This window comes from Chryseolinea sp. T2 (assembly GCF_037203685.1).
In the GTDB taxonomy this organism is placed as follows: domain Bacteria; phylum Bacteroidota; class Bacteroidia; order Cytophagales; family Cyclobacteriaceae; genus Chryseolinea.
Genome location: NZ_JBBCAU010000002.1, coordinates 792,876 through 805,742, shown reverse-complemented (window position 1 = coordinate 805,742; position 12,867 = coordinate 792,876). Strand labels below are relative to the sequence as shown.

Here is a 12,867-nt window from a genome sequence, read left to right as displayed (position 1 = left end):
ATTTAATAGTAAACTATGTCGTCAAAGTATTCATTGGGTGAATTTGAGGAGGTGGTCCTGCTCACGGTAGCCGTTCTTTATGGAAACGCGTACGGTGCAGCCATAAAAGAAGAAATAGAGCAACGACTTAAAAGAAATGTTAGTGTAGGCGCTATGAGAACAGCTCTCCAGCGGCTTGAGGACAAAGGATTTCTTGAATCAGAGTTTGGAGAATCCACAGCCGTCAGGGGAGGCAAACGCAAGCGTTACCACAAGGTGACTCCACTTGGAAAAAAAGCATTGGACTATGTGATGGACTCCAGGCAAAAACTTTGGGATGCCATCCCTTCAACTGCTTTCAGATTTAAATATTCATGAGCGATAGAAAAACCGATATCAAACCTCCTTCGCTCCCGCTGAAAGCCCTTCGCTGGTTTTGCGATCCTGAGTTGCTGGAAGATCTCGAAGGAGATCTGTCAGAACTGTTTTACTCGCGAGTGTCGGAAAATGTGCGCAGGGCCAAGCTTCTATACGCACTGGATGTCCTCCTTTTATTTCGTCCGGGAATCATAAAAAGATTCGGTCAATTCAACCACATAAACAATAGCGATATGCTGTTAAATCACATTACAACTGCTCTTCGCCAGGCCACGAAACACAAAGGATACACGGCGATTAATATCGCGGGCCTTGTTGTGGGCCTCTCCTCGTGCATGCTCATTTTGCTGTGGGTTGCCGACGAAACATCGAGAGATCAATTCCATGCCAAGGGCGACCGTATGTACGAGGTGTGGCGCAACCTGGTTCAAAGCAATGGCGACATCCAAACAACCAACGGCATACCTCTTCCCCTGGAACATGTATTGCGTACTCAATATCCGGATGTTGACGCCGTTACTTCATTTACCTGGGAAATGGAGTCCATGTTTCGTCTCGGAGAAGTATCCTCCTTTGAAAAGGGGCGTTTTGCAACGCCTGGCTTCTTTGATGTTTTTAGCTATCCTCTGATTGTCGGGGATCCAAAAAAAGTATTGATCGATGCTCCGACGATGGTCATTTCCGATAAAATGGCCTTAAAGTTTTTTGGAAACGACTGGCGCGAAAAGGCGATAGGACAAACGCTAAGGCTAGACGATCGGGAAGATTTTGAAGTTACCGGGGTGTTCTCCATTCCCGCTAACGCTTCTTTGCAATTCGACTGGCTGGTTGCAGCACAAAGCTTCATTGATCGAAGCAGTTGGGCGAGCAGCTGGTATAACGGAGGATTCAGCATGTTTGCAACCTTGAAGGCAGGTGCCAACGTCCAGGCTGTACGCGACAGGATCGGCACGGAAGTTATCCGGAATACGAACCATGAATCGAATGAACCTTTATATCTCCAGTTGTTTCGGGAGAACTATCTGCATGGAACATTTGAGAATGGGGTTCCTGCTGGCGGTCGGATTCAGTACGTACGAATTCTGTCAGCAATCGCCGTGTTTTTGTTGTTGCTTGCTGCCATCAACTTCATGAATATGGCAACTGCACGAGCAAGTCTTCGTGCCCGCGAAGTTGGAATGCGTAAGGTGATGGGAGCACAACGATCGACGCTAAGTCTGCAGTTTATTACCGAGGCATCAATGTATGCCGTAGTGTCGACGCTACTCGCGTCAATCACCACTTACATTCTCCTGCCCTACTTTAATTCGCTAACAGGAAAATCTATCCATATCCAATTCTCAGACCCAGGTGTATGGGCAGCCTTTGGAGGAATGGTGATATTAACTGCTCTGCTGTCGGGTCTTTATCCTGCTTTCATGTTGTCGTCGTTCTCTGCGGCCAGGTCACTTAAGGGCAAAACCAAACATGGCGGAAGTTCCTCTTTTCGTCATGCCCTGGTAACCTTCCAGTTTGCCATTTCGATTTTCCTTGTAAGCGGAACGCTGATAATCTCCAAACAACTATCCTATATTCTTCACAAGGATATTGGGTTAAAGCGTGAAAACGTTGTGAGCCTGGAATTATCAGGGGAGCTCGCCAGGAAGAAAGAAGTCTACATGAATTCATTGCGCAGTGTGCCTGACGTGCAGAGCGTAACCATAACAAATTCCAGTCCTGTTAATCTGGATATGTCTACTGGTGGCGCCAAATGGCCTGGCAAGGATCCCAATCTAAAGATCGAGATCAATGTGATCAGTGTGGGCGAAGATTTTGTGAAGACGATGGGAATGAGCGTGGTCAAGGGTGAGGATTTTTCAAACGTGTTTCTGCGGGACTCCGCCCGTTTTCTGATCAACGAAGTCTTCGCCGGTATCATGGGCTATGATGATCCCACAGGCCGGGAGTTAACACTATGGGGAACGACAGGTACAATCGCCGGTGTGGTCAAAGACTTTCACATGTCCAGTCTCTATGATCCCATTGCACCGCTCATTGTTCGCTATGATCCAAAGGACACGTACACTGCATTCGTCCGCGTGAATGGAAATCTGCACACAATCATCGCTGAAATTGAAAGAATTACTAAAGACATCAATCCAGCTTTTCCGTTTCGCTATGATTTCCTGGACGAAGACTTTGCGCGCCAATATAAAAGTGAGCAATCCGTAAGTTCACTCGTAAATATCTTTGCAGGCGTATCCATCTTCATAGCATGTTTGGGACTGCTGGGACTCTCCTCCTTCTCGGCCGATCAACGCGCCAAAGAAATTGGTATACGGAAAGTTCATGGCGCAAGCATCAGTGCATTGGTACTTCTTCTCTCCAAACAATATGCGACACTTATGGTTCTCGCCTTCATTGTGGCAACACCTTTGTCATGGCTATACATGAACCGATGGCTCGGTGATTTTTCGTACCACATAGATATGAGCATAATATTGTTCATCGTCGCGGGGCTTGTGACGTTTATAATCGGGGCGCTTACGATAGGCTATAAGTCATATGCGGCGGCGGCTGCAAATCCAATGAAAACACTCAACGAAGAATGAGGTGAAATTGAGAATTAAGAGTTAAGAATTAAGAATTAAGAATTGAAGGGAGCCCAGCCGCGATACATCATTTGAATGACGACAGTGCTATTCACTGCCAGCATCAGCGTTGTTGTTTGGCAACTTATGGCTCAATACCGTCATTTTCGGACATCAATCAGGCAAACGGCCCTGAGAGGTCTCCCGTCTGCCGACAGTCCTTCCACGTGCGCCGCATATTTACCGGTAACCTGGGGAACGGAGAATACGACGGTATGATCTTCTCCGTGCTTCAAAGCAACGTATGGGTTCCAGTAAACTGTAGTACCGGTCTGGTATGATTGATAACCTTTAAACGTATCTGATGAGGCGTATCCCCGGATTCTCACCGGCGTGAATAATTTTCGGTCGAAGTTGTCGACGATCTTGCTCTTGTCGAAATCTGTTCGGGTAAATATTGCTATCACGCCATTGGCGCCACGGGCACCATATGCTGCCCCGCCACCAAACTTAATCACTTCAATACGATCGATCATATTCGCGGTAAGCCGGCTGACCTGTTCAGCAGAACTTTCACCCCATTCATTAGAGATCACGCTGCCATCAATAATAACGATAGGCTCCTGATGCAATGGATTGCTATCAAAGCTCGCTATGCCTCCCAGACGGAAGAACTTACGAACGATGCCGCCCTGTACGAAAGTCAGGAGACGGAGTCCGGGAACTCTGGATTGCAGCATAGAAATAATATCTCCATTGTCAGAGTTACGCAAGTCTTCTCCCTTAACAGTAATATCAGCAGACAGATGAACAGCGGAGCCGACTACCCTGGAGGCTGGCGACGAGCTTTCGATAGTTACTTCCTGCAGAACCTGAACTGGTCCACTTAGCTCAGGCGCTACCGGCCGGCGCGGCGTTTCAACTTTTTCAACTTCAGCTTTCACGTCTGCGAACGGCAATGCAGGAATTACAATTTTTGTTACCGAATCAATCTTGATGACTCCTCTCCTGTTGCCTTTGACGCTAAGTGCCTGCATGGATAATTTCATCGTATCGTACAGTTGAAGACCATTGAATGCAAAAGATCCATCTGCGTTAGCACGTGTACTGATCAGATCATCGGCACCTTCCTGCGCAAGCATTACGATGGGCTGACGATATTTCTTTTTACGAGATTTCATATCTGCTTTCCCAACAATGTCGATACCATACTGAATGGCGTGAGATGATTGCAGCGACGCATTCACTCTATCTGAAGGTAAAGGCTTAGAACTGATATTCGGATCTTCTTTGGCGATAGAGGCATAATTAACAGGAACGACAGAAACCGAAACATTGCCGGCAAACGCGAAGCCCTCTTCATCATGCGTGCGTATCGTCAGTGTAACCTTGTCCCCGGTTTCGTAAACAGATTTGTCGGCCGTCACTGTAAAAGATCCTGAGCTGACAGTATCGACATCCCGCCTCGAAATGATCTCATCATCACCAAGAATGCGAATCGTTTTCGTAAAAATAAATGACTTGTCGTAATTCAACATCCATCGTGTTGACGATCTGAGCTGGTACGTACCAACGGAAAGCTTTGAGAGATCAAGACTCCCAGTCGATACACCGAGAGTGTCAATATGAAGAAGCCTGGAGGTCACCACAGCGTTTGTTGTATCAACCAGGTCCAAATAAAGTACGTTGCTTAATGTGTCCTGGTAGGCAGGTGACGAATAATTCATATACGCCTTAAACCACAACTTTTCTCCCGAATAGTAGAACGTTTTGTCTGTGTGAAAATGAGTTGGTTCCAATAGCAATTGCGCCTGAGGTGCCACTGATTTCGGCGTCACAAAATGAGCAACCATGCCTGGATCATAATCGGTGGGCAAAAGGTCGGCGATCCTTGGATCGCTCATAGCGCCCGATAAAGTCATTACAGCAGGGTTCATTGGAATTCCACTGCCGTTCACTTCAAGCGTTTTGTTGTTCTTTATCTCAATCCAGCTGATCGGCGATGCAACATTTCTGTAAATGGTAGGTATTGCTTTTCCCTTTACATAATGCACCTCCGTTTTAGGAGGAAGATCGATAAAATATTGATTGGGATTTTTTCCAACCCGAACCCGGTCCTTAATGTCGAGCGGAGCGATTGATCTGTTCAGATTGGAGGTAAATGTAGATTTTCGGACAACATCAGGGTTCCTGGTTATATCCTCATACAATTCGAAGCCGTCCTTTTCAATCGACTTATGAGTTATAGAAGCCAGCAGATGAGTGATCGATCCGAAGTAAGCCTTGCGCCTCTCCCGTGCCCACATGTTCACAAGCGCACTGTCGTATGTAGGAATTTCCTGAAACCACGTAACACCGAGGATGGTATAATTGGACGCAGTGAACTCGAATTTTTTTAACTGATAAGATATCTTATAACCCAGTCCGAGGTTTTCGATAATGAGATTTGCCGATGCTGTAGCACTAAAATCACCGGAGGGACCTTCTGAAAATTCAAGTACCCACGGGTTAAGAATCTTACATTGCCTTGCCTGAGCATTCTTACCAAAGAATAAAAGATTAAATCGCTTGAGTTGCTCTTTCCAACGTTTATCCTGTTTAGCTGTCACGCTTACCTCCTTCAGTGTGACGGCCGTGAGCCTGATGTTAAAATTAAGTGTTGCTGTGTCTCTGACTTCGAAAGAAGTTTGAGAGGTGATGTAGCCAACATGCGATACAACCAACTCATGCCTCCCTGCTGAAACGTTCTTTAACACAAAGTGGCCATGTTCGTCGGAGTAAACTCCGATGGTGGTGAGGTTAATGTAGACACTGGCGAAAGGCAATGGATGATGGGTTTCCGCATCTGTGACTGTACCGGAAATGTTCGTCTGAGACGTAGCCTGAATGCTAAGGAACAGGAGTAGCAATACAACGGGTAAACGCATCAGGGAAATTAGGAATTAAGAATTAAGAATTAAGAATTGTTTTTTGGATGGTGGCGCTGGAAGATGGTGCAGTGTATCGCAATTCCACCTTTTACCTTGTAAACTTTTGACCAACGAACCATTTACAATATTGATACACCCGGTACCCTTTTTTGGTGGATTACCCAGGAGATTGCAGATTTTTCGTATGCAGGCGATCCTGGAAGTTCCTTAAATTTATTGAATATTGATCTGAATGTGGGAAGGATGTAAAACGGGACTTAAGAATTAAGAACGGAGGAAAGTTATGGAAATAATAAGATTAGAAGTGCGGGCTTCCGGTGTCGGACCGGCTGAATGGTTTACTGGTCAGGTGCGAATTGATCCGCTGTTTCAACCTAACGGCTACCGGCGGGCGGCAGGTGCCAAGGTTACCTTCGAGCCTGGTGCACGAACGGCTTGGCATACTCATCCGTTGGGGCAAACACTTATCGTGGTCTCCGGGTTAGGATGGGCGCAACGTGAAGGAGGACCAGTTGAAGAAATCAGGCCAGGTGATGTTGTGTGGTTTGCGCCTGGAGAAAAGCATTGGCATGGAGCATCACCAACAATCGCCATGTCACATATTGCAATTCAGGAAGAACTCAATGGCAAAGTTGTGGACTGGATGGAGAAGGTTAACGACGAGCAATACAAGTCGGGAATTAAGAATTAAGATTTAAGAATTAAGAATTGGTTTCCGGCCTTCGGCCGTTTTCAGCAAACCTATGGGCAAACATCTCAGACATCAGTAGGTATCATGACCTGCTCAATATTGAACCACCGCAGTGGAGTTCTTAAGGGGCAGGATCAGCAAACCGTTTCGACGCATCTTTAAAGTATTTACCAGCAACGAGTTACAAAACTGCCAACTCTGATTTTTATCAAGTATTAATTGTGATTCAAATCATGTTTTTCGATAAGCGCTTTTCACTACTTTTAAGCCGTGAAACGAATCACATCCATAGGCCTCGTGTTTCTGATGTCGCTGCAATGCTTCTACAAGCTGGGCGTGATTACTTACTTCACCCTCAATCGCGAATATATTGCTGAGGTGCTCTGTATTAATAAGGCTGAACCAATTCCAATTTGCCAGGGAACCTGCTTCCTGAAGAAAAATCTGGATCTTGCGGACAAGGCAGCGGACACCAACGGGCTGACAGGCAGCCGCCAACAAACAGTAGAGTTTCCCGTATTTCTTATCTCCCATATTTCCTACAAATTTTCCTTCGTTCATGAGAATGTAAGGGGAAATTCATACTACTCGCCGGGGACTTCACTCAAACATCTCCCCTCCCCCTTTCATCCGCCTTCTCAGGTCATAGGCTAAGTCAGCTATCTGCTTAAGCATGCCAGTGCTACCCGCATGAACGGGTAAATTAATGCTGCGCGTCAATCCGTATGACCAAATGAAATCAAATAATGAAAACGATAATTCTCGTCACACTACTTTGTGTGTCGATCTCAATAAATCTGTTCGGTCAGCAATCACACCTTACCGGCAACGTCTTTGATAGTGAAACTAAAGAACCTTTGATCGGAGCCACCATCCGCCTTCGTTCAACCCAGCAGGGTGTAATTACAAATGCGAATGGACATTTCACAATACCCGCTCCGCAAGAAAACGATACCCTCGAGGTAACTTATATCGGCTACGATAAACAGCTCATACCAAATTCGCGGGCATCCCTTTCTATTTCCCTGTCTCCATCAGTTAGCAACCTGCAGCCAATTATAGTGACAGCAAATCGCGAAGCAGCGCTGCGCACTGAAGCACCTGTTGCAATAAGCAAAGTATCACCTGTAATAATCAATGATACCAAACCGGTGTTACTCACGGAACTCGTCAACAAGGTACCCGGCGTAGTAATGCTCAATTATAACAATGAGCAACATGCTATGGCTATTCGTCAGCCCATGGGCACGTCGGCATACTACCTCTATCTCGAAGACGGTGTCCCTATACGCCCCATGGGCATATTCAATCACAATGCACTTATTGAGATGAATGTGTTCGGGATTTCAAACATTGAGGTCGTAAAGGGTCCGGCCTCTTCATTGTATGGACCGGAGGCAGTTGGCGGAGCCATCAATTTCATTACACATCGACCTACCTCCATGCCTACAGCTAAGGTCGGCGTTCAGGGTGACCAGTGGGGGTACAAAAGAATTCAGTATGCAGCCGGCGGCACTATTGGGAAAAAACTGGGGGTATACATCAGTGGATTCGAGGCGAGACAGCGGGACTCATGGCAAACATTTTCCGATTATAACAAGTCCTCTATCAATGCAAGGCTGGACTACACTCTCACGGATAAAACGAAACTCACACTTGCTTTCTCAGGAAACGAATATTACTCGGATATGGCCGGCAGTGTCGATAGCGTTGCGTTCTATAACTGCGAGTACTCAAGCACAACTGATTTTACGTATCGAAAGGTTCACTCAAACAGGACTCGTTTCAGCATCGAACATCAATGGAATGATCATCAGGAAACAATCCTTACTCTTGCTTATCGCGACAACTTCATAGAGCAAAATCCAAACTATGCTATTCGCTGGACAAGCGGCAGCACCAACGCTACCGGCGAACGCAATCGAAACAGTTTCAACAGCAAAGTCGCTTTACTTCAACATCGCATCAGCTTCAATTTCCTCAATGCCCGGCTTCTCATGGGAGGAAGTTTCGACTACTCTCCCACTGACTACTGGGCCTATCGCATAGACCTCGCTGCACAGCTGAGGCCTGATGGAAAGTCTGTTGAAAAGTACTCCGTCGTAGAGGAGCACCCCGACATTTATCTATCAAACTATCGCGCGAACCTTAAGAACTATGCTGCCTATTCGCAATTTGAAATTAGTCCGCTTGAGCGGCTGAAAGTTACGATTGGATTAAGGTACGACAACATGGCGTTCGATTATGAAAATTTCCTCGATGGATCCGTTGGCACACAATCATACGGGCAGTTTGCACCTAAGGTGGGCGTAACATTCGACCTGCTTCATGACAATGGGCTATATGCGAACTACAGTGAAGGCTTTTCACCTCCTGCACTTACGGCCATATTCAGAAAAAGACCCGCATCAAGCGCCACGCCAGGTAACGAATTCTATTACAATCTCGAACCGGCAAGATTTAAGAATCTGGAGATCGGTGGATGGGGATCACTTATTCAAAGCAAGGTCTACTTTGACTATGCCTTTTATCAGATGGTTGGGCACAACGAATTGTTAAGTATTCGTCAGCCTGACAACTCTACTGATTACCAAAGTGCGGGAAAGACGTTACATCGCGGTGTTGAATATGGACTTACCTTCAAGCCAAATGGTGAATGGTTCTTTCGCTTTGGAGGAACGAACGCGATCCACCGGTTCGAAGAATTTCAGCTCAGCACACGCAGTAACGACGAAGTACAGAACGTTAATGGCAAGGAAATGCCCCAGTCACCCCGTTGGATCGCCAATAGCGAAATTACCTATAAGCCTCATTATATAAAGGGATTCCGGATTGCGATCGAGTGGCAGCGCATAGGGTCATGGTACCAGGATCAGGTTAATAGCGTGAAGTATGAAGACAAGACTCTTTTTGGAATGCACGGTGTGAGTTACCTGAACGTGCGAGCAGGATATCAATGGAAAGGATTCGAGGTGTTCTCTAACGTCATGAATCTCACGGATGAGCTATACGCGAACGCAGCAACACGTGGCAACGCAGCCACCGACCGAACTACGTTTACACCAGCTGCACCACGAACTTTTGTCTTAGGGATTCAATACACATTTACAGGAAAAAACTAGCGACCTCATGAGACCATTTACATTCATTGCGCTGTCCCTGCTTGTCGTCGCCTGCAAACCAAAAGATCGCATTCAGGCACTCTCTTCGGAAAAAGCAAAAGCAGAGTCCGTTTACCTTACCCATGATGAGAACGACAATCCGGTTGCTGTATGGACAGAGCGTGATGGCGACCGGCTGAATCTTTACTATGCTATTTCAGGAGATCAGGGCAATACTTTCATGAACATAATAATGCTCCCGCTTTCTTCAGATGTTGCCACACACGCGGAAGGTATGCCGAAGGTAGCTTTCCGGAAAGATGGAACCATCATCGCCGCGTACGAAAAGAAGTCACCAACAGAAACCAATAAGTATGCAGGATCAATCTATTACCGAACTTCCTCAGACAAGGGTCAAACGTGGACATCAGAATCATTCCTCCACAGCGACACTATAGCTGGTCGGAGCAGATCATACTTTGATATCGAACGATTACCCGACGGCGAAGTCGGCGCTTCATGGCTCGACATCAAGCTGAACAATGAAACGGGTGGTCGTTCCGTTCGTTTCGCCAAAACAAACGGACTCCGTTTTGCAAGTGAGATACTCGTTGATTCTTCCGCCTGTCAATGCTGTCGCATAGATGTGTACAGCGACCTCGGAGGAAGAATCAACGTAGCCTATCGCGGACTGATGAAGGGCAAGATGGGGCAACCTGTTCGCGACATGATGATTGCTACTTCATCAAACAATGGTGATAGCTTTACAACACCCATAAAAATCAGTCAGGACAATTGGGTGATAGACGGTTGTCCGCACACAGGACCGACCCTCTGCAGCTCCAAAGGCGGCGTTTATTCGATGTGGTATACGGAGGGAAACGGCACGGGACTTTACTATAGCTTCAAGCAGACCGGCGCAGACAACTTTGGCAAGCGCGAGCTGATTTCCAATGCGGGACGTCATCCACAGGTCAGCGCAGATGAGACGCGTTTCGTTATGGTTTGGGAGGAGGCACTGGACGGCAACACGGACAAAGCGACGTCGATCGTTTGTCAGATCAGCAACGACAACCAGGTAACAAAGCAAAGTATCACCCCAGGTACCAGCAATGCGTACGCCCCGGTTGTTACGCAAACCAAAAATGGATTCCTCGTTGCATTCCTAATGGATACTGAAAGCGGCGTGAGAATGTTCACTGCAAAACTCTGAATTTCGAGATTCGATCGCCTTACGATTGTTCCCACCAGGCTTTAGAACGGTGAATGTCAAAAACTGACAAAAGTCATATTACAAACTGACCAGCGTAAACGTGGCCTAACGGCCATTCATGCACTTTTGTATGACCGTGAAGATGTTGCTCCTAACAGCCTCATAGTTAATAAACGACGACATCACTGTGCGTATTGGAGGACTTCCATTTGTGGCACTGGCAATGTTGTCGCTTATTGTGGGATTGCTCGCGGGATTACAACGCATTGGCTGGCGCAATGAAATTATTGAAACAAGCATCATCATATTAAAGAACAACATGGACAAACACGACATAATCTCCAGAAATGACATCATCGCTCTTGTGGATTCTTTTTACGAAAAGGTCAAGGCAAACGCGTTGCTCGGTCCCGTGTTCAGCCACGTTGACTGGCCGAAACATTTGCCGGTGATGTATGGTTTCTGGAGTTCCATGTTGCTGGGCGAAACGAGCTACAGTGGCAATCCGCTGCAGAGCCATTTGCCACTGCCGATAGACAGCACACACTTTAATCAATGGCTGGCACTGTTCGAAGCAACGTTAGATGAGCTTTTTGCCGGAGAGAGAACGGAAGAGACAAGAATGAGGGCAAGGGCGATTGCAGGAGTGTTTCAGCATAAGATGGGGTTGAAAATTTAGAATCCGGAGTTTGCTCTCCAGGATAGAAAGCAACAAGGAAGCAGCAACGGGGCAGTCAGGTCCATGAACCAGGCGGTATGACCTGAATCATAAGTTTGTAACTTAGTCCAATGTTGACCACCTTCAGCCTCGCCTCCTACCTCATTTCTATCCTGGTATCGCTGACACCAACGTCGCCAGCAAAAGAAACAAAGCATTGGTACAAAGGCAACCTTCACACCCATTCCTACTGGAGTGATGGCGATGAATATCCTGAGATGATACTGGACTGGTACAAGACTCATCAGTACGACTTCATTGCCTTGTCGGATCACAATACGCTCTCACGCGACGAAAAGTGGGTTAAGGTGGTGAAAAGCAGGATGTATGAGGACTCGTTTCAAAACTATCTGAAACGCTTCGGAGAAAATTGGGTAACGTATAAGATTGATTCCGGGCGTACAAACGTCAGACTAAAAACCTATCCTGAGTACAAGCAAAAGATGGAAGACCAGCGCTTCCTTATTTTTGCTGCTGAAGAAATTTCAGACCGATTTGAAGGCAAACCGCTTCACATGGGAGGCATCAACCTGCAGAACGTTATTCCTCCTCAAGGCGGAAGCAGTGTAACGGAGACACTACAGCACAACATCGATGCCGTATTGCAACAACGCAAAGAGACTGGAATACCGATGTTTCCTCACATCAATCACCCGAACTTCTATTATGCGCTCACGGCACAGGACATGATAGGGCTGCACGGTGAACGATTCTTCGAAGTTTACAACGGCCATCCACAGGTTCATAATGAGGGCGACGCAACCCATCCGGGGACCGAAGCACTGTGGGATGAAATTAATATTGCATACCACAAACGAGGTCAACCTCTCCTACTTGGCCTCGGTACTGACGACAGTCACAGCTATCATCAATTTGGTTCAGCTTACGCAAATGCGGGGCGTGGCTGGGTAATGGTTTATGCTGATTCGCTTAAGCCCGGCAGTCTCATCGGGGCACTCGAACGCGGCGACTTCTACGCTTCATCTGGCGTCATACTGAAGAATGTTACACTCAACAATCGGGACATTGCTATTGAAGTACAACCAGAGACCGGAATTAAGTACACCATTGAATTTATCGGTGCCCAGAAGGATGCAGACAAGTCAAGCGTGTTGTCGCGCGTTGAAGGTACGAAAGCTAAGTTTAAGGTGACATCACAGCATATGTTTGTGCGCGCCAGAATCACGTCGACGAAATTGAAGGAGAACCCATACAAAGACAAAGAGGTTGAAATGGCGTGGACACAGCCAATAGAGTACGGGCATTGATTACGTGGCCCTGAGATCC

Annotated in this window: 9 protein-coding genes; 7 read left to right on the top strand and 2 right to left on the bottom strand. The window is 46.8% G+C overall.

Annotated elements, in window-relative coordinates:
* Positions 1–15 precede the first annotated feature (15 nt).
* Both WBG78_RS08190 and WBG78_RS08185 read left to right on the top strand, forming a co-directional pair.
* The gene (locus WBG78_RS08190; RefSeq protein WP_337325916.1) at positions 16–357 is read left to right on the top strand and encodes a PadR family transcriptional regulator; all 342 of its coding nucleotides are present in this window, start codon (positions 16–18) and stop codon (positions 355–357) included.
* Positions 354–2,948, top strand: coding sequence for an ABC transporter permease (locus WBG78_RS08185; RefSeq protein ID WP_337325915.1), 2,595 nt, complete (start codon positions 354–356; stop codon positions 2,946–2,948). The genes WBG78_RS08190 and WBG78_RS08185 overlap by 4 nt, the downstream gene beginning before the upstream one ends.
* 140 nt (positions 2,949–3,088) lie before the next feature.
* On the opposite strand, the gene WBG78_RS08180 is transcribed toward WBG78_RS08185, so the two are convergent.
* The gene (locus WBG78_RS08180; RefSeq protein WP_337325914.1) at positions 3,089–5,854 is read right to left on the bottom strand and encodes a carboxypeptidase-like regulatory domain-containing protein; all 2,766 of its coding nucleotides are present in this window, start codon (positions 5,852–5,854) and stop codon (positions 3,089–3,091) included.
* Positions 5,855–6,140: 286 nt separating this feature from the next.
* On the opposite strand from WBG78_RS08180, the gene WBG78_RS08175 reads away from it, so the two are divergent.
* The gene (locus WBG78_RS08175) at positions 6,141–6,548 is read left to right on the top strand and encodes a (R)-mandelonitrile lyase (protein WP_337325913.1); all 408 of its coding nucleotides are present in this window, start codon (positions 6,141–6,143) and stop codon (positions 6,546–6,548) included.
* Between the two features lie 231 nt (positions 6,549–6,779).
* Here WBG78_RS08175 and WBG78_RS08170 read toward each other — a convergent pair whose 3' ends face one another.
* Complete coding sequence (locus tag WBG78_RS08170; RefSeq protein WP_337325912.1) at positions 6,780–7,109, bottom strand: hypothetical protein; 330 nt, start codon at positions 7,107–7,109, stop codon at positions 6,780–6,782.
* Positions 7,110–7,294: 185 nt separating this feature from the next.
* Here WBG78_RS08170 and WBG78_RS08165 point away from each other — a divergent pair, with 185 nt between their 5' ends.
* The 4 genes from WBG78_RS08165 (at position 7,295) to WBG78_RS08150 (ending at position 12,848) form a co-directional block, all read left to right on the top strand.
* Entirely contained in the window at positions 7,295–9,670 is a 2,376-nt protein-coding gene (locus WBG78_RS08165) for a TonB-dependent receptor (RefSeq protein ID WP_337325911.1), read from the top strand.
* Between the two features lie 7 nt (positions 9,671–9,677).
* Positions 9,678–10,862 (top strand): sialidase family protein, encoded by a 1,185-nt coding sequence (locus tag WBG78_RS08160; RefSeq protein ID WP_337325910.1) that lies wholly within the window; start codon positions 9,678–9,680, stop codon positions 10,860–10,862.
* Positions 10,863–11,049: 187 nt separating this feature from the next.
* A complete protein-coding gene (locus WBG78_RS08155; protein WP_337325909.1) occupies positions 11,050–11,541 on the top strand; it encodes a group III truncated hemoglobin in 492 nt (163 codons plus the stop codon).
* Positions 11,542–11,651: 110 nt separating this feature from the next.
* The gene (locus WBG78_RS08150) at positions 11,652–12,848 is read left to right on the top strand and encodes a histidinol-phosphatase (RefSeq protein ID WP_337325908.1); all 1,197 of its coding nucleotides are present in this window, start codon (positions 11,652–11,654) and stop codon (positions 12,846–12,848) included.
* Positions 12,849–12,867 lie beyond the last annotated feature (19 nt).

Bases quoted from the DNA above. Each gene is read 5' to 3' on its own strand.
- WBG78_RS08190 (WP_337325916.1), top strand. From the start codon at position 16: ATGTCGTCAAAGTATTCATTGGGTGAATTTGAGGAGGTGGTCCTGCTC.
- WBG78_RS08170 (WP_337325912.1), bottom strand. From the start codon at position 7,109: ATGAACGAAGGAAAATTTGTAGGAAATATGGGAGATAAGAAATACGGG.
- WBG78_RS08165 (WP_337325911.1), top strand. From the start codon at position 7,295: ATGAAAACGATAATTCTCGTCACACTACTTTGTGTGTCGATCTCAATA.
- WBG78_RS08150 (WP_337325908.1), top strand. From the start codon at position 11,652: ATGTTGACCACCTTCAGCCTCGCCTCCTACCTCATTTCTATCCTGGTA.
- WBG78_RS08160 (WP_337325910.1), top strand. From the start codon at position 9,678: ATGAGACCATTTACATTCATTGCGCTGTCCCTGCTTGTCGTCGCCTGC.
- WBG78_RS08180 (WP_337325914.1), bottom strand. From the start codon at position 5,854: ATGCGTTTACCCGTTGTATTGCTACTCCTGTTCCTTAGCATTCAGGCT.
- WBG78_RS08175 (WP_337325913.1), top strand. From the start codon at position 6,141: ATGGAAATAATAAGATTAGAAGTGCGGGCTTCCGGTGTCGGACCGGCT.
- WBG78_RS08185 (WP_337325915.1), top strand. From the start codon at position 354: ATGAGCGATAGAAAAACCGATATCAAACCTCCTTCGCTCCCGCTGAAA.